This is a genomic window from Streptomyces sp. NPDC028991 (assembly GCF_055564775.1).
In genome coordinates this window covers 490,455-513,449 of the sequence record NZ_JBVHVP010000002.1, presented here as the reverse complement: position 1 = coordinate 513,449, position 22,995 = coordinate 490,455, and the positions used below count along the sequence as shown (strand labels likewise).

The following is a 22,995-nucleotide window of genomic DNA, read 5'->3' as shown; positions in this document are numbered from 1 at the left end:
TGCCGCGTCCGGGACCGGCCGGGGTCAGGAGGGGAGCAGGTGGCCCCTCCTCGACAGCAGGAACTTCTTGAACGCCGCCACCGGTGGCGTGTCCGTACGTCCCGCCAGCCAGGCCACGCCGATCTCGCGGGCCGCGCGAGGGGCCGTGACCGTCAGTTCCACCACGCCGGGGCGGGGCACGGCGGGCGGCGGCAGCAGGGCGACACCGAGGCCCGCCGCGACCAGGCCGCGCAGCGTCTCCGCCTCCTCCCCCTCGAAGGCCACCCTGGGCCGGAAGCCGGCCTCCTTGCACAGGGCGTCGGTGATGCGGCGCAGGCCGTAGCCGGGCTCCAGGGTCACGAAGGTCTCGTCGGCGGCCTCGGCGAGGCGGATGCGCCTGCGGCCGGCCAGGGAGTGGTCGGCCGGCACCACCAGGCGCAGCTTCTGTTCGTCGAGGCGGCGCGCGACCAGATCGGGGGCGTCCGGGACCGGGGAGGTCAGGCAGAGGTCGAGCTCGCCGGCGCGCAGGCGCTCCAGCATGGCCTCGCCGTAGTTCTGGACGAGGCTGAAGCGGACGCGGGGGTGGTCGGCGCGGAAGGCGTGCAGCAGGCCGGGGACGGTCTCGGCGCCCATGGTGTGCAGGAAGCCGAAGGCGACCTTGCCGGTGGCCGGGTCGGCGTCCGCCCTGACCTCGTCGGCGGCGCGCTCGACCTCCGCGAGGGCGCGTTCGACGGAGCCGAGGAAGGTGCGTCCGGCGACGGTCAGCGCGAGCGTACGTCCGCGGCGCACGAACAGGTCGACGCCCAGGTCCTCTTCCAGGCGGACCAGCGCGCGGGAGAGGGTCGACTGAGGAACGTTCATCTCCTGGGCGGCCCGGGTGACGTGCTCGGTACGGGCGACGCCGGCGAAGTGCGCGAGGCGGGGCGCGAGCAGCGCGACGATGTCTTCTGTGTCACCGGAGGGTGACAGGCGGGCCTGTGAGCTCTGCTGATGCACCATGGGAACGATTATGGCCATTCCATGCATTGGACGGATGAGTGACGGTCTCCGTACCTTCGCAGCATGACTCCCGCCGATACCGGGGCGTCCACCACCGTGGGCGCCGCTGCATCCGTCTCCGCCTCCGCTCCGCCCGCCGCCCCCGTCGCCGACTCCCGGATGACCCCGGGCGGCCCCGGCTACCGCCGGATGAGCCTCGCCCTGTTCCTCGCGGGCGTCGCGACCTTCGCGCTCCTGTACTCCACCCAGGCCCTGCTCCCGCTGATCTCCGGTGACATGGGCGTGACGGCGAGCGACGCGAGCTGGACGGTGGCCGCGGCGACCGGTGGCCTCGCGGTGTTCGTGCTGCCGATGAGCGCGCTGTCGGAGCGCTTCGGACGGCGTACGGTCATGACGGCTTCGCTGGCGGTCGCGGTGACCGTCGGACTGCTGGTCCCCTTCGCCCCCTCGCTCCCGGCGCTCGTCGCGCTGCGCGCGGTGCAGGGCGCGGCACTGGCCGGGCTGCCGGCCTCGGCGACGGCGTACCTCGCGGAGGAGGTCACCCCGCGGGCGCTGGTCACCGCGATCGGCCTGTTCGTCGCGGGCAACAGCGTGGGCGGCATGAGCGGCCGGGTCATCACCGGCTGGGTGGCCCAGGAGTGGGGCTGGCGGATCGCCGTCGGCGTGATCGGGGTCCTGGCGGTGGCGTGCGCGGTGGCCTTCCGGCTGCTGCTGCCGGCGCCGAAGCACTTCACGCCGGGCTCGTTGCGCCCGCGCGTCCTGGTCCGCACGGTCCGCGACCATCTCGCCAACCCGCTGCTGCGCCGCCTGTACGCGATCGGCGCGCTGTTCATGACGGTGTTCGGCGGTGTCTACACGGTGATCGGCTACCGCCTGGCCGAGGCGCCGTTCTCGCTGCCCCAGGGCCTGATCGGCTCGATCTTCCTGGTCTACCTGGTGGGCACGGTCTCGGCGTCGACGGCGGGCCGTCTGGTGGGCCGCCTCGGCCGCCGCGGGGCGCTGTACCTGGGCGGTGGTACGACGGCGGCGGGGCTGCTGCTGTCCCTGGCCCCGTCCCTCCCGCTGGTCCTGCTGGGCCTGGTGCTGATCACGGCGGGCTTCTTCGCCGGGCACGCGGTGGCGTCCTCGGCGGTCGGCAAGACGGCCACGCACGGCCGGGCCCAGGCCTCGGCGCTGTACCAGTCCGCCTACTACGTCGGCTCCAGCGCGGGCAGCACGGTCGGCGCGCTGGCCTTCCACTCCGGCGGCTGGGCCGGGACGGTCGGTGTCGGGCTGCTGGCGGTGGCGGGCGTCGTGGCCATCACGGTGCTCGGGTCCCTGGCGGCGCGCCGGCAGGCCGCGAACACGCCGGTGCGGGTCTTCGGCCTCACTCGCTGACCTGCGCCTTTCTTGACTGCACAGGCCATTGTCAGTCCCCTGCGGTAGCTTCCGAAGTGCGAGGCGCGAAGACGCGCACGACGGGACGCCACAGGGGTGGGTGGACGATGACCAACGGCACCGTGACGACGGAGCTGGACTCCGCGCTGGAGAAGCACCGGACCGAGCTGACGGGGTACTGCTACCGGATGCTCGGCTCCTCCTTCGAGGCCGAGGACGCGGTCCAGGACACCCTGGTCCGCGCCTGGCGGAGCTACGACAAGTTCGAGGGCCGCTCCAGCCTCCGTTCCTGGCTCTACCGGATCGCGACCAACGTCTGCCTGGACATGCTGACGGCAGGCAACAAGCGGGCCCGCCCGATGGACCTGACGGACTCGACCCCGCTGGCCCAGGCCGCCCTGTCCCCCCGCCCGGACCACACCTGGCTGGAGCCGATGCCCGACGCCCGAGTACTGCCCTCGACCGCCGACCCGGCCGAGGCCGCGGTCGCCAAGGAGTCGGTGCGGCTCGCTTTCATGGCCGCGCTGCAGCAGTTGCCGCCCAAGCAGCGGGCGGTGCTGATCCTGCGCGAGGTGCTGGCGTGGAAGGCGAGCGAGGTCGCCGAGCTGCTCGGCACCTCGGTCGCCTCCGTCAACAGCGCCCTCCAGCGCGCCCGGGCCACCCTCGCCGAGCGGGCGGACCAGGGGGACGGCGCGGCGGTGTCCGACCCCCTGGACGAGGAGCAGCAAAAGCTCCTGGACCGCTACGTCGCGGCCTTCGAGGGCTACGACATGACGGCGCTGACGGCGCTGCTGCACGAGGACGCCGTCATGACGATGCCGCCGTTCGACCTGTGGCTGTCCGGTTCGGCGGACATCACCGGCTTCATGACGACCCTCGGCGCCGCGTGCGCGAACTCGCGGCTGGTGCCGGTCGAGGCCAACGGGCTGCCGGCCTTCGCGCACTACAAGCCGGACGAGGAGGCGGGCGGCTTCGCACCCTGGGCGGTCCAGGTGCTGGAGATCTCAGACGGCCGCATCACCGGGTTCCACTGCTTCCTGGACACCAAGCGGTGGTTCCCGCTGTTCGACCTGCCGCTCCGTCTCGAAGCGGAGACCGACGAGGTCCAGTAGGGCGTGCAGGGCCGGGTCGGGGTCGCGCAGCCGGATCCGGCCCCCGGCCCGCCGGGCGGTGAGCTCCAGGCGGGCCAGCAGGTCGACGACGGCGAGCCCCGGCGGTCCCAGCCCGCCCACGTCGCAGACGACCACCCCGGCCCGGGTGCTTTCCATCAGCGCGCGCACCTCGTCGCAGAGCCGGGGTGTCTCCCCTCGGGAGACAGGCCCCGGCAGCACGAGTACGGCGGGTGTCACGGCGTCCACGTGCGGTAGACCCCGCGTGTGCCGGGAAGTCATCGGTGCCCGTCGGCAGAGATCACATTGACGTGCGCTCGCCCGGCCCCGGATGGTTTGCTGCATGCCCCACGTATCGACTCCCCGCCCCATGCCGTTCCAGGCCCGTCCGCTCGGCGGGGAGGTGCCGTGCAGGGGGTGCTGACCGGCTTCGCGGTCATCGCGGTCGTCATCGCCGTCGGGTACGTGCTGGGTCTGCGGGGCCACCTCGGGCCCCAGGGACGCGAGGTCCTGACCAAGCTCGCCTTCCACGTGGCCTCGCCCGCCCTGCTGTTCACGACGCTCGCGACAGCCGACCTGTCGGTGGTCTTCTCCAGCCGGCTCCTGGTCACGGCGCTGTCGACGGTGGCGGTGGCCGGGGTCTTCGTGGCGGTGGGAGTCGTACGGCGCTGGGGCACGGGCCGGACCACGATCGGCGCGCTCTGCTCCGGCTACGTCAACTCCGGCAACCTCGGCATCCCGATCGCCGTGTACGTCCTGGGCGACGCCTCGCTGGTGGCGCCGGTGCTGCTGTTCCAGCTGGTGCTGGTGACACCGGTGGCGGTGACGATCCTGGACCTGTCGGGCGGCGGCGGGAAGGGCCCGCTGTGGCGGCGGCTGCTGACGCCGGTGCGCAATCCGATAGCGCTGGGCTCGCTGGCCGGGGTCGCGGTCGCCGCGAGTGGTGTACGGGTGCCGGACGCGGTCATGGACCCGGTGAGCCTGATCGGCAACATGTCGGTCCCGGCGGTCCTGCTGGCCTTCGGCATCGGCCTGTGCGGCTCCACGATGCCCCTGCGGGGTGCGGAGCGGCAGCCGGTGCTGCTCGCGGTGGCGTTGAAGGCGATCGGCCAGCCCGCGGTGGCCTGGGCGCTGGCGTCCGGGGTGTTCGGACTGCGCGGCGCGCAACTCCTCGACGTGGTGGTGACGTCGGCGCTGCCCGCGGCACAGAACCTGTACACGTACGCGTCGACCTACGGGGTGGGCGAGCGGCTGGCGCGGGACGCGATTCTCGTATCGACGCTGGTTTCGGTGCCGGTGCTGGTGGGGGTGGCGGCGGTGTTGGGGTGAGTCAAACCTCGGGGAACTCGCCGGTGTCGATGGTCAGGTCGAAGGGGGCGGGGAGTGCGAGGGGATCGCCGAACTTGGCGGCGCCCAGCACCCGGTAGACGTCACCCTTCGGTTCACCGTAGAGCGTCGCGGTAGGCCCGCCGGGGGCCCAGCGGTCGACGAGGAGGTACAGCGGGATACCGGCTGCGGCGTAGGCGGCCGGCTTGCTGACGCGGTCGTGGCGGGCGTTGGACTTCGAGGTCACCTCGACGACGAGTTCCGCGAGGGCGGCGGGGATGTGGGTGTCGGACTCGGTGTGATCGGGCAACTGTGCCACAACGATGTCCGGGATCAGCATCCCCAGGCGGGACGGCACCGCGAGCGCGAGCGTCTGATAGACCCCCCATTCACCAGGAATCACCGAATACAGGCGGCGCTGAATTCGTTCGGCGATGGCGTTGTGAGGCAGTCCCGGAGCTGGTGACACGGTGATGATCCCCTCGATGATCTCCACCTTGCTGCCCTCGGGCCATTCCATCTCCTCCCAGAACCGGACGAGGTCGTCCCAGTTCTGGTCGGGCTCCTGGCTCACGGTGAGTGCCCTCATGGCGGTTCTCCTATCGGTGCGTCACCGAACCCAGCATGCCGAACGGGACCGGCAGAGGTCTACCGGTCCCGTTCACCCGATCGAGGAACCGCCTGATCAGGCGATACGTTCCAGCACCACCGGCGACGCCATGAAGTCGGTGCCCGCCGGGGCGACGTCGTAGGAACCCTCCACCGCCGCGAGGGCGTACTCGAAGCGGTCCGGGGTGTCCGTGTGGAGGGTCAGGAGGGGCTGGCCCTCGATGACCGTGTCGCCGGGCTTGGCGTGCAGCTCGACGCCCGCACCCGCCTGCACCGGGTCCTCCTTGCGGGCGCGGCCCGCGCCCAGGCGCCAGGCGGCGACGCCGATGTCGTAGGCGTCGAGGCGGGTCAGGACGCCCGAGGCGCCCGCCTTGATCACGTGCTGCTCCTTCGACGTGGGCAGGGCCGCGTCCGGGTCGCCGCCCTGGGCCGCGATCATGCGCCGCCAGACGTCCATCGCGGAGCCGTCGGCCAGGGCCTTCGCCGGGTCGGCGTCCGGCAGGCCCGCCGCGTCGAGCATCTCGCGGGCCAGGGCGAGGGTCAGCTCGACGACGTCGGACGGGCCGCCGCCGGCCAGCACCTCGACCGACTCGCGGACCTCCAGGGCGTTGCCCGCGGTGCGGCCGAGGGGCGTCGCCATGTCCGTGAGGAGCGCGACCGTCCTCACGCCGTGGTCGGTGCCGAGGCCGACCATCGTGGAGGCCAGCTCACGGGCGTCCTCGATGGTCTTCATGAAGGCGCCGCTGCCCACCTTCACGTCCAGGACCAGGGAGCCGGTGCCCTCGGCGATCTTCTTGGACATGATGGAGGAGGCGATGAGCGGAATCGCCTCGACCGTGCCGGTGACGTCCCGGAGGGCGTAGAGCTTCTTGTCGGCGGGTGCGAGGCCGTCACCGGCCGCGCAGATCACCGCGCCGGTGGTGTCCAGGACGTTCAGCATCTCCTCGTTGGAGAGGAGGGCACGCCAGCCGGAGATGGACTCGAGCTTGTCCAGAGTGCCGCCGGTGTGGCCGAGGCCCCGGCCGGAGAGCTGAGGGACCGCCGCGCCGCAGGCCGCCACCAGGGGCGCCAGCGGCAGGGTGATCTTGTCGCCGACGCCGCCCGTGGAGTGCTTGTCGGCGGTCGGGCGGGACAGGGACGAGAAGTCCATGCGCTCGCCGGAGGCGATCATCGCGGCCGTCCAGCGGGCGATCTCGCCGCGGTTCATGCCGTTGAGCAGGATGGCCATCGCGAGCGAGGACATCTGCTCGTCGGCCACCTCGCCGCGCGTGTAGGCGTCGATGACCCAGTCGATCTGCTCGGCACTGAGTTCGCCGCGGTCCCGCTTGGTGCGGATGACGGAGATGACGTCCATGGCCATGGCTGGCTCTTCCTAACGGGATGACGGGATTGCGGGAGTTACTGGGTGAGGTGCCCGGGGCCGAAGGCCTGCGGGAGCATCTCGGACAGGGGCAGGACGCCCTCCGGGGTCTCCAGCAGCAGCTCCGGGCCGCCGAACTCGTACAGCAGCTGCCGGCAGCGGCCGCACGGGACGAGGACCGCCCCGCGGCCGTCGACGCAGACGAAGTGCGTCAGCCGGCCGCCGCCGGTCAGCTGGAGCTGGGAGACGAGCCCGCACTCGGCGCACAGGCCGATGCCGTAGCTGGCGTTCTCGACGTTGCAGCCGGTGACGGTGCGGCCGTCGTCGACCAGGGCGGCGGCGCCGACGGCGTACCCGGAGTAGGGGGCGTAGGCCCGGTCCATCGCCTCGCGGGCAGCCGTACGCAGCGTGCCCCAGTCGGCGTCGGTCATTTGCCCTGTCCCTTCCGGTACTGCATGCCGTTCGCCTTCGGCATCCGCAGGCGCTGCGCGGACAGCGCGAGGACCACGAGGGTGACGACGTACGGCGTGGCGGAGACGACCTGGTTGGGGACGTCGTCGGTGGTGGCGTACCAGGCGAAGACCAGGGCGCCGATCACCACGGTGATCGCGGCCTTGACGTACTTCTTGCGGATCACCAGCCAGATGGCCCCGGCGACCAGCAGCAGCGCGCCGAGCAGCAGCAGGGCGTGCACGTTGGCGGAGCCGCCGCGCAGGTTGAGGCTGTCGGTGTAGCCGAAGAGGCCGGCGCCGATGGCGAGGCCGCCCGGCATCCAGTTGCCGAAGATCATCGCGGCGAGGCCGATGTAGCCGCGGCCGCTGGTCTGGCCCTCCAGGTAGAAGGGGTTGGCCACGATGGAGAGGAAGACGCCGCCGAGGCCGGCCAGGCCGCCGGAGATGATGACGGCGAGGTACTTGTACTTGTAGACGTTGACGCCGAGGGACTCGGCCGCGACCGGGTTCTCGCCGCAGGAGCGCAGGCGGAGGCCGAACGGGGTGCGCCACAGGATGTACCAGCTGGCGGGGATCAGGGCGACCGCGATCAGGGTGAGCCAGGAGACGTCGGTGACCAGGCCGCCGAGCAGGCCCGCGATGTCCGAGACGAAGAACCAGTGCCGGTCGTTGAGGCTCTCCAGGGCGTCGGAGAGCCCTGGCACCGAGAAGTGGCCCAGCGAGTCGACCGGCGGGGACTGCTTGGCGGAGCCGCCCTGGTGGCCCTCGAAGGCGAGCGGGGCGAGGTAGCGGGTGGCGCCGAGGGCGAGGATGTTGATGGCCACGCCGGAGACGATGTGGTTGACGTTGAAGGTGATCGTGACGATCGCGTGCAGCAGGCCGCCGAGCGCGCCGCCGACGATGCCCATCAGGACGCCGGTCCACGGGCCCCACTGGAAGCCGGCCCAGGCGCCGAACCAGGTGCCGAGGATCAGCATGCCCTCGAGGCCGATGTTGATGACGCCCGCGCGTTCGGCCCACAGGCCGCCGAGACCGGCGAGGCCGATCGGCACGGCGAGCTGGAGCGCGGTGGACATCTGGCTGACGTTGGTGATGCCGTTGGCGCCGGTGATGAGGCGGACGATGGAGGTCAGTGCCAGGGCACCGGCGATGATCAGCAGCAGGACGGGCAGCGAGATCCGGCGGCCGGCCGGCGCCCCGTGCTCCAGCGTGGGCTGGTTGAGGTCGGTTGCGGTGGTCATCGGCCAGCCACCTCCTTCTTGGTGTTGTCGGTGGCGCCGAGGACGTGACCGGCGGCCAGCTCCGCGCCGACGCGGCGCTGCTGGCGGCGCAGGCCCCACTCGCGGACGGCCTCGTAGGAGACGACGACGGAGAGGACGATCAGGCCCTGCATGATGACCGCGATCTCCTTGTCGTAGCCGTGGAAGTCCAGTTCGGGCGAGGCCTTGTCGAGCCAGGCCCACAGCAGGGCGGCGAAGGCGATGCCGACCGGGCTGTTGCGGCCGAGCAGGGCGATACCGATACCGAGGAAGCCGATGCCGGTGGGGAAGTTGAGGCTGTAGGTGTGGGTGTCGCCGAGCAGGATGGGCAGGCCCGCGAGACCGGCGAGGCCGCCGGAGAGGAGCATCGCGGTGAGCACCATGCGCTTGGGGTTGACGCCGCTGGCCGCGGCGGCGGACTCGGAGGCACCGGAGGCGCGCAGGTCGAAGCCGAAGCGGGTGCGGTTGAGGACGACCCAGTAGCCGATGCCGAGCAGCAGGGCGAGGATGACCAGGCCGTAGATCTCGCCGGCCGCGCCCATGTCGATGCCGGGGACCCAGCCGGACTCGTGCATCTCGCCGGTGGTGTTGTTGTTGCCGATCTTGACGCCGAAGACGTCCGGCAGCCACAGGTAGCCGATGACGGAGGTGGCGATGGCGTTGAGCATGATCGTCGCGACGACCTCGCTGACGCCTCGGGTCACCTTGAGGACACCGGCGATGCCGGACCAGAAGGCGCCGGTGAGGACGGCGGTCAGCAGGAGCAGCGGGATCTGGAGGGCGGCCGGGAGGTTGGCGTGGGCGCCGACGATCGCGGCCATCATGGCGGCGAGCTGGTACTGGCCGTCGACGCCGATGTTGAACAGGTTCATCCGGAAGCCGACGGCCACCGCGAGGGCCGCGATGTAGTACATCGACGCCTGGTTGATGATCAGGACCTGGATGTCGGAGAATCCGGCCTGCTCGAACATCAGGGCGAACGGTTCGACCGGGTTCTTGCCCGAGGCGATCAGGACGATCGCGCTCAGCACGAAGGCCACGGCGAGCGCGATGACCGGACCGGCCACCGCGAGGAGCACGCGCTCCTTGTCGAACTTCTTCATCAGCGGGCCTCGTCTTCCGGAGCCTCGGGGGACTGAGACTTGGGAGACTCACGGACCTCGGGGGTCTCGTCGGTCTCGTCGTGTTCCAGGTGGCCGGTCGCGGCGCCGGTCATCGCCGAGCCCAGCTCCTCGGGGGTGATGGTGGCCGGGTCGGCGTCCGCGACCAGCCTGCCGTCGTAGATCACCCTCAGGGTGTCGGACAGGCCGATCAGCTCGTCCAGGTCGGCGGAGATCAGCAGGACGGCGAGTCCCTCGCGGCGCGCCTCGCGGATGTGGTCCCAGATGGCGGCCTGCGCGCCGACGTCCACACCGCGCGTGGGGTGGGCGGCGATCAGGAAGCGCGGCTTGTGGCTCATCTCCCGGCCGACGATCAGCTTCTGCTGGTTGCCGCCGGAGAGGGAGGCGGCGGTGACGTCGATGCCGGGGGTGCGGACGTCGTACGTCTCGACGATGCGGCGGGTGTCCTCCTGGGAGCCCTTGGGGTCCAGCCAGACGCCCTTGCTGTTGGGCTTCTCGGTGACGTGGCCGAGGATGCGGTTCTCCCAGAGGGGGGCTTCCAGGAGCAGGCCGTGGCGGTGGCGGTCCTCGGGGATGTAGCCGACGCCCTGCTCGCGGCGCTTGCGGGTGGGCAGCGCGGTGATGTCCTCGTCGAGGAAGCGGATGGTGCCGGAGTCGGCGTGGCGCAGGCCGATGAGGGCGTCGACCAGCTCGGTCTGGCCGTTGCCCTCGACGCCGGCGATGCCCAGCACCTCGCCGGCGTGGATGGTGAAGGAGATGTCGTCCAGCAGGGCCTTGCCGCCGGGGGCCGCCAGGCGCAGCGTGTCGACGGCGAGGACGGGGCGGTCGGTGACGGTGGACTCGGCGGTCTCAGGGGTGGGCAGCTCGCTGCCGACCATCAGCTCGGCGAGCTGGCGCGGGGTCGTCTCGGCGGGCACGGCGGTGCCGACCGTCGTGCCGCGGCGGATGACGGTGATCTCGTCGGCGACGGAGAGGACCTCGCCCAGCTTGTGCGAGATGAAGATGACCGACAGGCCTTCGGCCTTCAGTTCGCGCAGGTTGTCGAAGAGTGCGTCCACCTCCTGCGGCACCAGGACGGCGGTCGGCTCGTCCAGGATCAGCGTGCGGGCGCCGCGGTAGAGGACCTTCAGGATCTCCACGCGCTGGCGGGCGGCGACGCCGAGCTCTTCGACGAGGACGTCGGGGCGCACGCCGAGGCCGTACCGCTCGGAGAGTTCCTTGATCTTCCCGCGAGCCTTGCCGCCGATGCCGTACAGCTTCTCGCTGCCGAGGACCACGTTCTCGAGGACCGTGAGGTTGTCGGCGAGCATGAAGTGCTGGTGGACCATGCCGATGCCGCGGACGATGGCGTCGGCGGGCGAGGAGAAGCTCACCTGCTCGCCGTCGACCGCGATGGTGCCCTCGTCCGGCTTCTGCATGCCGTAGAGGATCTTCATCAGGGTCGACTTGCCGGCGCCGTTCTCGCCGACGAGGGCGTGGACGGTGCCCTTGTGGACGGTGAGGTGGATGTCGTGGTTGGCCACGACACCCGGGAATCGCTTGGTGATCCCGGCGAGTTCGACGGCGGTCACCGATTCGTTGACCGCCGCTCCGGCCGGAGGGCTGCTGGACGCGTTGATGGCGCACTCTCCTGGGGACGGGGGCCGTCTACGCGCGTAGCGCCCCTACGGCATCTAAAAGCGGCGGCGGCACATCGACACGACGGGGTACGGGGAGGGGCCCCGAGGCTCCTCCCCGTACCCCGCCGAGCGGCGCAACCGGCGCGGTTACACGCTGTTCGAGGTGTTGCTGGTGCTGCTCAGCTGCTCTTGACCTTGATCTCGCCGCTGATGATCTTCTCCTTGGCCGTCTTGATGGCTGCCTGGAGCTCGGCGTCGTCCGCGAACTTCGGGTTGGAGTCCGAAAGGCCGACCTCGCCGGACTTCAGATCGCCCCGAACGATACCGGTCTCGGGCTTGCCGTCCTCGACCGACTTCGCGAGGTTGTAGACCGCCTTGGCGACGTCCTTGGTGGCCGAGGTGAGGATCGAGTCCTTGTACTTCGCGAGGGCGTCCTGCTTGTACTGGTCGGAGTCGACGCCGATGGCCCACACCTTGTTGGCGGCGGCGGCCTCGATCACGCCCTGGCCGGACAGACCGGCCGCCGCGAACACGACGTCGGCCTTCTTCTCGATCTGGCCCTCGGCGGCGGTCTCGCCCTTGTCGGGGCTGGAGAAGCCGCCCTCCTCGGCCGTCTGCGTCAGGTACTGCGAGATCACCTCGACCTTGGGGTCGGTGTCCTTGACGCCCTGCTCGTAGCCGGCCTGGAACTTGTGGATCAGCGGGATGTCCACGCCGCCCACGAAGCCGACCGTGTTGGTCTTGGTGCTCTTGGCGGCGGCGACACCGGCGAGGTAGGAGGCCTGCTCCTCGTTGAAGACCAGGTCGGCCACGTTGTCGGCCTCGATCGTGGCGTCGTCCACGATGCCGAAGGTGGTGTCCGGGTACTTCTCGGCGGCGCTCTTCAGCGCGGCGGCGTACGCGTAGCCGACGCCGACGACCGGGTTGTAGCCCTGCTTGGCCAGGGAGACCAGGCGCTGCTCCTTGTCGGCGTTGGTCTCGCCGTCGGTGGGCTCGATGGCGGCGGTCTTGTAGCCGAACTCCTTCTCCGCCTTCAGCAGGCCCGCGTGGGCGGCGTCGTTGAAGGACTGGTCGCCCTCGCCGCCGACGTCGTAGGCGATGGCGAGACCCTTGTCGCCCTTGGACTCCGACGACCCCGAGGAGGTCGAGGTGCCGCCGCAGGCGGTCAGAGCGAGGGCCAGGGAGGCGGTCGCTGCGCCTGCGACCGTGATCCGGGAAATCCGGCGCATGTCTGGTGCTCCTGTCGTACAAGCGCCGGGGACGGATTCAGGTACGGCGCTGGCTTTCGCCGCAGATTAACGCGCGTAGACCTGCCTGAAAACCCCTTCTGTCCACCTTGTTATCCGCCCGTGAGCAAGGCGCGGCGCGCGGGTGCCCGAGGCTTGCCGGACGCAAACGGAGGGTGACGCCGGGGCGGCCGGTCGCGGGCACGCCGAAGCGGGCGGGCGCCTCCGGGCGCCCGCCCGCTTCATCCGGTTCTGTGCGGTGCCGCCGGGGCTACTCCGTCCTGACCTTGATGGCGCCGGAGAGGATGCCCTCCTTGGCCTTGGCCACCGCGTCCGTCAGACCCGGGACCTCGGCGTACTTCGGGTTGCTGTCGGACAGGCCCACGCCCTCGGACTCGAGGTCGAAGGTGTGGGTGCCGGTCAGCGGCTTGCCGTCCTCGACCGACTCGGCCAGGGCGAACACCGCGCCGTCGATGTCCTTGAGGGCGGAGGTCAGGATGTGGTCCTTGTACGCCGCGAGCGCTTCCTGCTTGTACTGGTCGGAGTCGACGCCGATCGCCCAGACCTTCGCCTTCGCGGCGGCCTCGATCACGCCCTGGCCGGACAGGCCGGCCGCCTGGTAGACGACGTCGGCCTTCTTCTCGATCTGGCCCTCGGCGGCGGCGCGGCCCTTGTCCGGGCTGGAGAAACCGCCCTCCTCGGCCGTCTGCGTCAGGTACTGCGAGATCACCTCGACCTTGGGGTCGGTGTCCTTGACGCCCTGCTCGTAGCCGGCCTCGAACTTGTGGATCAGCGGGATGTCCACGCCGCCCACGAACCCGACCGTGTTGGTCTTGGTGGCCTTGGCCGCCGCGACACCCGCGAGGTAGGAGGCCTCGTTCTCGGCGAAGACGAGGGACGCGACGTTCTTGCCCTCGACCACGGAGTCCACGATGCCGAAGGTGGTGTCCGGGTACTTCGAGGCGACGGCCTTCATCGCCGGGCCGTAGGCGAAGCCGACGCCGATGACCGGGTTGTAGCCCTGCCGGGCCAGCGAGGCGAGGCGCTGCTCCTTGTCGGCGTTGGTCTCGCCCTCGGTGGGCTCGATGTCGGCGGTCTTGTAGCCGAACTCCTTCCGGGCCCGCTCGAGGCCCGCGTACGCGGCGTCGTTGAAGGACTGGTCGCCCTTGCCGCCGATGTCGTACGCGATGGCGAGGCCCTTGTCGTCCTTGCCGTCGCCGTCGCCGCTCTCGCCGCTGGTTCCGCCGCAGGCCGTGGCGGCGAGTGCGAGCGACGCGACCCCCACCGCGGCGCGGGTCAGTCTCGATATCCGACGCATCTGAAGTTCCCCATTCTCCAAAGCCCCGCAGCGGGCGCTCGGTTCGGCGCACATTAACGCGCGTAGAAACTCCTGGGAACGGGGTTCCCCGGGGCCGTTACCCATTCGTGCCGCCGGCTGGTTACGGCCTTGTGAACCACCGGACCGAACGGGAGCGAATGGGGTGCCCGGGGCATGCCGCGCGACCTGGTGCGCTTGTGCATCAGGCTGCCCCCGACCCGCCGCGGCCGCAACCGCAGCGGGGGGCTGTACGGTCTCCGCTACACGGCGTCGATCAGCGCGGCCGCGGTGAACATCTCCACGCCGACGGTGATGGCGTGCTCGTCCACGTCGAAGTCGCCCTGGTGCAGGTCCCGGACCGTGCGCTCGCCGGGCGGGCGGACGCCGAGGCGGGCCATGGCGCCGGGCACGTGTTCCAGGTACCAGGAGAAGTCCTCGCCGCCGAGGCTCTGCTCGGTGGTCTCGACGGATTCCGTGCCGCACCGGGCGACCATGGCGGCCTGGAGCAGTTCGGTGCTGGTCACCTCGTTGACGACCGGGGGCACTCCGCGGACGTAGGTGATCTCGGACTTGGCGCGGTACAGGTTGGCGATCTCGTCGATGGCGCCGACCACGAGGTCGGGCGCCTGCCGCCAGGCGTCGAGGTCGAGGCAGCGCACGGTCCCGGCGAGTTCGGCGTGCTGCGGGATGACGTTCGGGGCGTGGCCGGACTCGATCCGCCCCCACGTGAGGGCGAGTCCGCTGCGGCTGTCCACCCGCCGGGCGACGAGCGAGGGCACGTCGGTGACCACACGGGCGGCGGCGCTGACCAGATCGGTGGTCAGATGCGGGCGGGCGGTGTGGCCCCCGGGCCCGTTCAGGGCGATCTCCAGCCGGTCGCAGGCGGAGGTGATGGGTCCGACCCGCAGTCCGATCCGTCCGGCGTCCACCCGGGGATCGCAGTGCACGGCGAGGATCCGGCGGACCCCGTCGAGCGCGCCGCCCTCGATGGCGTCGGCGGCGCCGCCGGGCAGCACCTCCTCCGCCGGCTGGAAGACCAGCCGTACGGGCCGGGGCAGCAGGCCCTGCTCGTGCAGGGCGGCGAGGACCAGTCCGGTGCCGAGGACGACGGTGGTGTGCACGTCGTGGCCGCAGGCGTGGGCGCGGTCCGGCACGCGCGAGCGGTACGGGCACTCGCTCTTGGTGTCCGGGATGGGCAGGGCGTCGATGTCGGCCCGCAGAGCGAGCATGCGCGGCCCGCCGGACCACGCCCCCGAGTCGGTGCCGGTGCCGATGTCGCAGACGAGCCCGGTCCCGACGGGGAGCACCCGCGGCTTGAGGCCGGCCCGCTCGAGCCGTTCCTTGATGGCGGCGGTGGTGCGGAACTCCTGGTTGCCCAGCTCGGGGTGCATGTGCAGGTCGCGGCGGAAGGCTACGAGTTCCGCGCGGAGCGCCTCCGGCAAGGCACCGGGAAGCAGTGCTTCCCCTGACGGATCGGCCTCGGTCTCTCGGGACATCAGTTGCTTCACCCTCTGAAGGGTAGGACGCCGGGGCGGTCAACTGTCCCACGATCAACAAAAGTTCAGCCCGTTAGGGGAAGAAAAGTTGGCCGCGCGGCGCATGGCTCTCAACGGGGGTGGGTACACTCACCCGTTTTTGGCCTCGGCACCCGGCTCCGTCTTTCCTGTTTCCTTGCTCCCTTCACGCATACCACGGTACGACCGGACCACGCCGGAGCCGTCCGCGTGATGTGCCCGGGACCACCTACCCGGCACTCGCCACCGCCGACAGCCGGTGCACGTCCCGCGCCGAGCCCGTGACCCCGGAGAGGAAGCCCCGGGCCCGGGGGGACGCCTGCCGGGTGAGCCAGGCGGGGTCGATGTCGCAGACGGCGACGCGGACCTCGGTGCCGGCCAGGGCCAGGGGGAGGGTGTGGACGACCGTGGACGGGAAGCTGAGGACGGTGCGGCCGATCGGCCCCCGCCGGGCGATCAGCTCCAGGGGGAGGTCCGGCCGGACGATCTCCAGGCCCGTCTCGACGGCCAGCCGGTGGAGCTTCTCGGCGCTCTCCCGCCGGTGGGCGAAGTAGCGGGCCGCGCCGTGGGTCTTCGCCAGGCCGCGTACCGCGTCCACGTAGCGGTCGCCGTCGACGACGCCGGTCTCCACCAGCGACGTACCGACCATGTCGGCGCCCCTGGTGATGCGGGGCGGGCCGAAGCGGGACCGGGTCCAGGCGAACTCGTTCGCGGTGACGGTGACGCCGTCCGGGGTGTCCTCGATGGGCATGGAGGAGAAGACCGAGACCTGGCGGTCCGGGGTCGGCGTCAGCCGGTGCCGGGCGGTCCTGGAGACGGGGGCGAAGAGCAGGTCGCGGGGCCCCGGGCGGCTGCCCTTGCGGTGCCAGCGCACCAGGCGTTCGCCGTGGGCCAGCTGGGTGACGAACTCCATCGTGGCCGTGCCGTCGTCGACGACGACCAGGTCGTGGGCCCGGGTGATGGTGAGGAGCAGCTGTACGTAGCGGGAGAAGGGGTCGCCCATGACGATCCGTTCCGCGTGGCGCAGGGCGGTCGTCAGTCCGCCCACCGTGCGGAAGGGGGCCGTGGCGCCGCCGCGCGCCTCCTCCCAGCGGATCTCGTGGCCCTCCTTGCGGGCCAGTTCCGCCATGCGGCGCAGCTGACCGCGGGTCATCGGGTCGACGGGCGAGAGGACCACGAGGGTGAGCTCCGCGCCGGGTGCGCACGTGTGCGCCCACTCCAGCACGTTCAGCAGTTGTACCGGGCTCTCGACGAAGGCGAGAGTGCGGGGGCCGGCGTTCCCGGCGCGGGGGCTCATCGGTGTGGGACCGTCCCGTGGTGGGGGTGTGGTGGAGGTGTCGGGCCGGCTGTCAGACCGTGACCGGCTCGCCCGCGGCGGCGGCGATCTCCGCCTCGGCGACGACGCCGTTGACGCGGCGCAGCTTCTTCATCGGGCCGAGCTCGGAGTCGTAGACCTTCTTGACGCCGTCGCCGAGGGAGGCCTCGATGGTGCGGATGTCGCGGACGAGGCGGGTCAGGCCCTGCGGCTCGACGGAGGCGGCCTGGTCGGAGCCCCACATGGCGCGGTCGAGGGTGATGTGGCGCTCGACGAAGGTGGCGCCGAGGGCGACGGCGGCCAGCGTCGTCTGCAGGCCCGTCTCGTGACCGGAGTAGCCGATCGGGACGTTCGGGAACTCCTGCTGGAGGGTGTTGATGACGCGGAGGTTGAGCTCCTCGGCCTGCGCCGGGTACGTCGACGTGGCGTGGCACATCAGGATGTTGTCCGAGCCGAGGACCTCGACCGCGTGGCGGATCTGCTTCGGGGTCGACATGCCAGTGGAGAGGATGACCGTGCGGCCCGTCGCGCGCAGGGCGCGCAGCAGCTCGTCGTCGGTCAGCGAGGCGGAGGCGACCTTGTGGGCGGGGACGTCGAACTTCTCCAGGAAGGCGACGGCCTCGGTGTCCCACGGGGAGGCGAACCAGTCGATGTTCTTGGTCTTGCAGTACTCGTCGATCTGGCGGTACTCGTCCTCGCCGAACTCCACGCGGTGGCGGTAGTCGATGTACGTCATCCGGCCCCAGGGGGTGTCGCGCTCGATGTCCCACTGGTCGCGCGGGGTGCAGATCTCGGGGGTGCGCTTCTGGAACTTGACCGCGTCGCAGCCGGCGTCGGCGGCGGCGTCGATCAGCTTGAAGGCGTTCTCGAGGTCGCCGTTGTGGTTGATGCCGATCTCGCCGGTGATGTAGACGGGGCGGCCGGGGCCGGCCTCGCGGGAACCGAAGGCGCGGATGCGGGAGTTGGTGCTCATGGCAGGGGGTCCTTACTTGTTCTGGGTGATCGTGGGGGATTCGAGGGAGTCGGGGGTGTCGAAGAGCCGGGGAGTGTGGAGGAGTTCGGGGGCGCCGAGGGCGTCGAGTGAGGGACCGAGGAGCCAGCTCGCGATCTCCCGGATGGCGCCCTCGCCGCCGGGGACGGTGGTGACCGCACGGGCCGCGCCGCGCACGGCGTCATGGGCGCTCGCGACCGCCACGGGCCAGCCGACGAGGGCGAAGCACGGGAGGTCGTTGACGTCGTTGCCGACGTAGAGCACGCGCTCGGGCGCGATGCCCTGCTCCTCGCACCACTGCTTGAGTGCGAGGTCCTTGCGGTCGATCCCGTGCAGCACCGGGAGCTTGAGTTTCCGGGCGCGGGCGGCGACGACCGGGTTCACTTCCGTGGACAGGATCAGCATCGTCAGACCGCTGCGGCGCAGGGCGGCGATGCCGAGTCCGTCGCCGCGGTGGACGGAGACGAACTCCCGCCCGTCGGAGTCGATCAGCACCCGGTCGTCGGTCTGGGTGCCGTCGAAGTCGAGGACGACCGCGTCGATGTCGGCGGCTTCGGGGAGGCGGGTGGGAGGCTCGGCGGCCGGCCACCCGGGGCGCGCGGCGTCGAGCAGTGGCGCCAGGGCGCGGGCGCGGGCCAGGTCGTGCGGGTCGTCGATCTCCAGGACGCGGGCCGGGTCGGTGCGGACCAGTTCGGTGCGGCCGAAGAAGCGGTGCCGGTGCTCGCGGAAGCCGGGCGCGGCCATGGCGTAGGCGGCGCCGGTCTCCAGGAAGTCCTGCGGGCGGTCCTGGCGGCGGGGGCGGTGCGACTTGTCGTGGTTGACGCCGTGGCCGCCCTCCCGGCGGTCCGGCTCGTCCGCGCCGTCCCGCCACACGAAGCCGTGGAACGGGGCCACGGTCACCGCCGTGTCCGCGCCGTCCTCGGCGACCGCGCCGGCCACCCCGTCGATGTCCTCGCGGACGAGGAAAGGGCTGGTGCACTGCACGAGCAGCACCACGTCGACGGCCGCGCCGTGCAGGGCCTCGTGGGCGTCCATCGCGTGCAGTACGGCGGCCTCGGAGGTGGCCGTGTCCCCGGCGATGGCGTCGGGCCGCAGCACCACCTCGGCGCCGGCCTCGCGGGCCGCGGTGGCGATGGTCTGGTCGTCGGTGGAGACCACGACGTCCGTCACCAGCCGGGTGGCCCGGCACTCACGCACCGCGCGGGCCACCAGGGGGACGCCGCCGACGGGGGCGAGGTTCTTCGCGGGCACTCCCTTGGAGCCGCCGCGCGCGGGAATCACCGCGAGCACCCGGCGCACCGAAGCGCCCTGGCCCGCTTCCGGGTTGGACATGTGATCTGCTCCTTGCGCAGGTGTCGCAGGTGTCGCAGGTGTCTGCGCGACCGCGGGGGTCCGGGGTGTCGGGCGGCCGGTCACAGCTCCCCCATCCGGCGGATCACCGGGGCGACCCGCTGGACGCCGTGCCGGTAGGCGCCGCGGGCCGCCCGGCGCACCACCTGCCGGACCGGGCCGGGTGCCTTGTCGGCGGCCGGCGCACCGGGCAGCGGTGTGCCGTCGGGGCCGAGGTGGTGGCGGGCGAGGATGCCGGGGAGGTAACCGGGGGCGGTGACCGGTGTGTAGTAGGGGGCGAGCGGGGGCAGGCCGCCGGGCCGGTCCAGCAGGTGCGCGATGCGCCCCCGGGCCTCGTCGAAGGCGGTGCCGTACCCGCCGTCCGCCGCGACGCCCTGCCGGGCGACCCACAAGGGGTCGGGCACCGGGCGGTGCCCCTCGTCGAGCTGGTCCCAGGAGGCGAGGCATCCGGAGCCCACGAAGTGGTGGTTGCCGAGCGCCTCGCGCACGCCCAGATCGGTCAGTACGACGGTGGGGATGCGGCGGTGCAGGGATTCGAGGGCCGCCGTGGAGCTGATGGTGACCAGCAGGTCGGTGCGGTCGAGGACGTCGCCCATGTGGCCGTAGACCAGGCGGAAGTTGGGCGGCGGGTCGGCCCGCTGCACCAGCTTCTGGTAGGGCAGCTCCTCGATGTGCGTGGTGTGCTCGCCCGGCTTGGAGCGCAGCTTGAGCAGCACCTCGCGCTCGGGATGCCGGCGGGCGTGCCGGATCAGCCGTTCGAGGAGGTACGTACGGTCCTTGCGGCTGTCCGGTACGGAGGGCTGGGCCGCGAAGACGACCGTGTAGGGGCGGTCCTCCCCGCTGCCGCCGTCCGGCTCGCCGGGGTAGGCGGCTCCGCCCAGGAAGGGCAGGGCGACCTCGGTCACCGCCGAGGCGTCGGCGCCGACCCCCTCGTACACGTCCCGGAAACGGTCCGCGTCCTGGCGGGAGTTGGCGAGGACGAGGTCGGCGCCGTGGCGCAGCAGCAGGCCGTCGGCGAGCTTCTCGTAGACGACGCCGACGTAGCCGGTGACGACCACGGGCCGGTCGGCGCGGTCCGCCCAGACCCGTCCCAGGCCGTGCAGCATCGCCTGGACGCCGCCGCCGACCAGGGCGAGGACGAGGACGTCGTAGGACTCCTCGCCGGTGGCGTCGCCCATGGCACGCAGGAACTCGGCGGCGGTCACCTCGCGGAGCGAGTCCGCGGTAACGCCGACTTCCCGCAACTGGCGGGGGGTCGGGGTGGCTCGGCCGCGCAGGAGGTAGCCGTCGAGGTGGATGTCCGTGTTCTCGGGGGCCCCGGGACAGACGCGGGTCGCGGTGAGCGCTCCCCATTTCCACCGGGTGTCGGAATCCGCCAGGACGGCGACTCGCAGGGCCTTCGTTGCACTTGCTGGCACGTCGTAGACGCTAGGAAGCCATTTCTAGGAACCGCCCAACCGGAATGCAACAAACGGTGAACAGCACATCGCCGTATGGGGAATCGGGTCGCCCGGCGTACGGAAAAAGGTGCGCTTCACCGCTTCGCCACGCCGCGTTCACCCGGTATCAAGGCGCAGGTAAAGCCGAATGCCGGGCCACCGCATAACGTCGCTCACGTGCCCAAGCTCTCCGTCATCGTGCCGTTCTACAACGTGCGGCAGTACACACCAGACACCCTGCGGAGTCTCAGCGCCAACGCGCGGGACGACTTCGAGTTCATTCTCGTCGACGACTGCTCGACCGACGGGACCGCGGACCTCCTGGCCCGCGCCGAGCGCGAGCTGCCGGGGGCGGTGCTGGTCATACACGAACGCAACGGTGGCCTGGCGACCGCCCGCAACACCGGCATCGACCGGGCGCGCGGCGAGTACCTCGCCTTCCTGGACGGCGACGACTGGCTGGCGCCCGGCCACTACGGCCGGCTGGTGGACGCGATCGAGCGGCTGGGCGTCGACTTCGTGCGCACCGACCACGTGCAGTGCACGGGGCGGAACCGCACCCTGCACCGTGTCCCGCACGGCCGCCGCAACGTGGCGCTGCGCCCGCGCGACGCGATCCTGCCCGCCCACCGCACCACCTCCGTCGACTACCCCTACGCGTGGGCGGGCGTCTACCACCGCCGGCTGGCCGAGCGCGGCCTGCTGCACTTCACCGACGGGCTGCGCACGGCCGAGGACCGGCCGTGGATCTGGAAGCTGCACCGGGAGGCGGAGTCCTTCGCGGTGACCGGGCTGCTCGGTGTCTTCTACCGGCGCGGGGTGGCGTCCTCCCTCACCCAGATCGGTGACGTCCGCCGGCTCGACTTCATCCGCGCGTTCGACGAGGTGCTCGCGGGGGCGGCCGGGGACGCGGACGCCGCGCGGCTGGTGCCGAAGGCGGTGCGCACGTACTGCGCGATCATCTCCCACCATCTCGGTTCCATCGAGGGATTCGAGCCCGCCGTGGCCCGGATACTGAAAGCGAGGAGCGCGGCGGCGCTGCGGCGGATGCCGCAGGACGCGCTCGACGAGGTGCTCGGCTCGATGGACGCCGAGCGCGCCACGCGGCTGCGCCGCCTTCGCCGCCGTGCGGCCGCGGGCGGGGCCGAAGAGGGGACGGCGGCGTGACCACTCAGATCTTCCTGGCGTCGACGCTGTACGGCACGGCCACGCTCGCCGCGGCCCTGGACACCGGCTGCTTCGACGCGGCCGACCGGCGGATCCTGCTGGTCGCCAACAACGCGGCGACGCCCGAGACGACCCCGTCCGTGGACGCGATGCCCGGCTTCGAGCAGGTGCGGGGGCGGTTCGACGACGTCGTGTCGTGGAACGAGGCGATCTTCCCCTTCCATCCCGGCGGCTGGTCGCCGCGGCTGGAGGACGTACCCCTGTGGGAGCGGCATCTGCGGCTGGCCTGGGGGCTCGGCGACGACGACGTGGCACTGGCCGTGGAGTCGATCCAGGTGCACCCGGCACTCGGCGTGGCGCAGATCTTCACCGACGCGCCGCTGACCGTCTACGCGGACGGCCTGATGAGCTACGGGCCCACCCGTACGAAGCTCGCCCCGCTGGTCGGCACGCGCGTGGAGCGGCTGCTCCACCTCGACCTGGTGCCGGGGCTCGCGCCGCTGCTGCTGACGGAGTTCGGCGTCGAGCCCGAGATCGTGCCGGCTCCGGCGTTCACCAAGGTGCTGGCCGAGCTGGCCGGCACCGGTACCGGACTGCCGGACGTCGAGGAGCCCGCGGTGCTGCTCGGCCAGTACCTGTCGGCGCTGGGCATCCTCTCCGCCGAGGAGGAGGAGGACCTGCACGTGCGGATGCTGACGGGCGCCGCCGGGCTCGGGCACACCCGCGTGGTGTTCAAACCGCACCCCACGGCCCCGGCCCGCTTCACCCGCACCCTGGAGCAGGAGGCCGGAAAGCTCGGCGTCGACCTCACCGTGGTGGAGACACCGGTCCTCGCCGAGGTGCTGTTCCAGCGGACGCGTCCGGCGCTGGTCGTCGGCTGCTTCTCCACCGCCCTGCTCACCGCGTCCGCGCTGTACGGCCTGCCGGTCGCCCGCGTCGGCACCGAGACCCTGCTGGACCGGCTGACGCCGTACGAGAACAGCAACCGCGTCCCGGCCACCATCGTGGACGCGCTCCTCCCGGACCTGTCCGACGCCGCCGCCGTCGCCGAGGGACGGCGGGGCATGGACACCGACGCGCTCGCCGCGCTGGTGCGGACCGTGGGGTTCGCGATGCAGCCGAAGGTGCTGCCGGAACTGCGGCCGGAGGCCGAGCGGTATCTGCGCGCGCACCTGGACGCGCGCACCTGGCGGTACTTCAAGAAGCGGCGGCTCACCTCGCTGGGTCTGCCGGGCGGCATCCCGGCACGGCTGGGCTTCCTGCCGCACAACTCCACGGCACGCAGGGTGGTACGGCGGGCGCGGGCCGTCCGGCGCTCGATGGGGCGGTGAGGAACGGCCGCTCCCCGAGAGCGGGGAGCGGCCGTCCGCCCGCCGGAGGGGCAGTGTTCACCCGCCGTGCGCCGGAAAGCCACCCGCGGCCCGTCGTGCTGCGGCACATTCGGCCTCCGATCGCAGAACGGTGG

General features: G+C 71.7%; 20 protein-coding genes. 5 read left to right on the top strand and 15 right to left on the bottom strand.

What is annotated here, in order from left to right:
• Positions 1-24: 24 nt before the first annotated feature.
• Entirely contained in the window at positions 25-978 is a 954-nt protein-coding gene (locus ACZ4V1_RS06490; RefSeq protein WP_468330190.1) for a LysR family transcriptional regulator, read from the bottom strand.
• A gap of 63 nt (positions 979-1,041) precedes the next feature.
• Between ACZ4V1_RS06490 and ACZ4V1_RS06485 the strand changes: the two genes are divergently transcribed.
• Positions 1,042-2,355, top strand: coding sequence for an MFS transporter (locus tag ACZ4V1_RS06485; RefSeq protein WP_468330187.1), 1,314 nt, complete (start codon positions 1,042-1,044; stop codon positions 2,353-2,355).
• Positions 2,356-2,462: 107 nt separating this feature from the next.
• Positions 2,463-3,467, top strand: coding sequence for a sigma-70 family RNA polymerase sigma factor (locus ACZ4V1_RS06480; RefSeq protein WP_376674260.1), 1,005 nt, complete (start codon positions 2,463-2,465; stop codon positions 3,465-3,467).
• Here the strand turns inward: ACZ4V1_RS06480 and ACZ4V1_RS06475 are convergent.
• Positions 3,360-3,746, bottom strand: a complete 387-nt coding sequence (locus ACZ4V1_RS06475; protein ID WP_468330183.1) for an STAS domain-containing protein — start codon at positions 3,744-3,746, stop codon at positions 3,360-3,362. The genes ACZ4V1_RS06480 and ACZ4V1_RS06475 overlap by 108 nt on opposite strands.
• Positions 3,747-3,872: 126 nt before the next feature.
• On the opposite strand from ACZ4V1_RS06475, the gene ACZ4V1_RS06470 reads away from it, so the two are divergent.
• Complete coding sequence (locus tag ACZ4V1_RS06470; protein ID WP_468330180.1) at positions 3,873-4,793, top strand: AEC family transporter; 921 nt, start codon at positions 3,873-3,875, stop codon at positions 4,791-4,793.
• Position 4,794: 1 nt separating this feature from the next.
• On the opposite strand, the gene ACZ4V1_RS06465 is transcribed toward ACZ4V1_RS06470, so the two are convergent.
• The 13 genes from ACZ4V1_RS06465 to ACZ4V1_RS06405 form a co-directional block, all read right to left on the bottom strand.
• Positions 4,795-5,379 (bottom strand): Uma2 family endonuclease, encoded by a 585-nt coding sequence (locus tag ACZ4V1_RS06465; protein WP_468330177.1) that lies wholly within the window; start codon positions 5,377-5,379, stop codon positions 4,795-4,797.
• Positions 5,380-5,475: 96 nt separating this feature from the next.
• Positions 5,476-6,753 (bottom strand): thymidine phosphorylase, encoded by a 1,278-nt coding sequence (locus ACZ4V1_RS06460; RefSeq protein WP_468330942.1) that lies wholly within the window; start codon positions 6,751-6,753, stop codon positions 5,476-5,478.
• A 44-nt stretch (positions 6,754-6,797) separates the two neighbouring features.
• Positions 6,798-7,190 carry a cytidine deaminase gene (locus tag ACZ4V1_RS06455; protein ID WP_468330174.1) on the bottom strand — a complete coding sequence of 131 codons (393 nt, stop codon included), beginning with the start codon at positions 7,188-7,190 and terminating at the stop codon, positions 6,798-6,800.
• Positions 7,187-8,452: an ABC transporter permease gene (locus ACZ4V1_RS06450; protein ID WP_468330171.1), complete on the bottom strand. Its 1,266-nt coding sequence runs from the start codon at positions 8,450-8,452 to the stop codon at positions 7,187-7,189. Before ACZ4V1_RS06450 ends, ACZ4V1_RS06455 begins: the two co-directional genes overlap by 4 nt.
• Complete coding sequence (locus ACZ4V1_RS06445; RefSeq protein ID WP_055418199.1) at positions 8,449-9,573, bottom strand: ABC transporter permease; 1,125 nt, start codon at positions 9,571-9,573, stop codon at positions 8,449-8,451. The genes ACZ4V1_RS06450 and ACZ4V1_RS06445 overlap by 4 nt, the downstream gene beginning before the upstream one ends.
• A complete protein-coding gene (locus tag ACZ4V1_RS06440; RefSeq protein ID WP_468330168.1) occupies positions 9,573-11,162 on the bottom strand; it encodes an ABC transporter ATP-binding protein in 1,590 nt (529 codons plus the stop codon). The genes ACZ4V1_RS06445 and ACZ4V1_RS06440 overlap by 1 nt, the downstream gene beginning before the upstream one ends.
• Before the next feature lie 227 nt (positions 11,163-11,389).
• Entirely contained in the window at positions 11,390-12,439 is a 1,050-nt protein-coding gene (locus ACZ4V1_RS06435; protein WP_468330165.1) for a BMP family lipoprotein, read from the bottom strand.
• A gap of 268 nt (positions 12,440-12,707) precedes the next feature.
• A complete protein-coding gene (locus tag ACZ4V1_RS06430) occupies positions 12,708-13,754 on the bottom strand; it encodes a BMP family lipoprotein (RefSeq protein WP_468330162.1) in 1,047 nt (348 codons plus the stop codon).
• A 260-nt stretch (positions 13,755-14,014) separates the two neighbouring features.
• On the bottom strand, positions 14,015-15,250 hold the full coding sequence (locus ACZ4V1_RS06425) for a M20 family metallopeptidase (RefSeq protein ID WP_468330939.1): 1,236 nt from the start codon (positions 15,248-15,250) through the stop codon (positions 14,015-14,017).
• 247 nt (positions 15,251-15,497) lie between these two features.
• On the bottom strand, positions 15,498-16,565 hold the full coding sequence (locus ACZ4V1_RS06420; RefSeq protein ID WP_468330159.1) for a hypothetical protein: 1,068 nt from the start codon (positions 16,563-16,565) through the stop codon (positions 15,498-15,500).
• Positions 16,566-16,617: 52 nt separating this feature from the next.
• Positions 16,618-17,556: an N-acetylneuraminate synthase family protein gene (locus ACZ4V1_RS06415; RefSeq protein ID WP_468330156.1), complete on the bottom strand. Its 939-nt coding sequence runs from the start codon at positions 17,554-17,556 to the stop codon at positions 16,618-16,620.
• Between the two features lie 12 nt (positions 17,557-17,568).
• Positions 17,569-18,906 carry a cytidylyltransferase domain-containing protein gene (locus ACZ4V1_RS06410; RefSeq protein ID WP_468330153.1) on the bottom strand — a complete coding sequence of 446 codons (1,338 nt, stop codon included), beginning with the start codon at positions 18,904-18,906 and terminating at the stop codon, positions 17,569-17,571.
• Between the two features lie 80 nt (positions 18,907-18,986).
• Entirely contained in the window at positions 18,987-20,342 is a 1,356-nt protein-coding gene (locus ACZ4V1_RS06405; protein ID WP_468330150.1) for a DUF6716 putative glycosyltransferase, read from the bottom strand.
• 198 nt (positions 20,343-20,540) lie between these two features.
• Between ACZ4V1_RS06405 and ACZ4V1_RS06400 the strand changes: the two genes are divergently transcribed.
• Both ACZ4V1_RS06400 and ACZ4V1_RS06395 read left to right on the top strand, forming a co-directional pair.
• Entirely contained in the window at positions 20,541-21,530 is a 990-nt protein-coding gene (locus ACZ4V1_RS06400) for a glycosyltransferase family 2 protein (RefSeq protein ID WP_468330147.1), read from the top strand.
• Positions 21,527-22,861 (top strand): polysialyltransferase family glycosyltransferase, encoded by a 1,335-nt coding sequence (locus ACZ4V1_RS06395; protein WP_468330144.1) that lies wholly within the window; start codon positions 21,527-21,529, stop codon positions 22,859-22,861. The genes ACZ4V1_RS06400 and ACZ4V1_RS06395 overlap by 4 nt, the downstream gene beginning before the upstream one ends.
• Positions 22,862-22,995 lie beyond the last annotated feature (134 nt).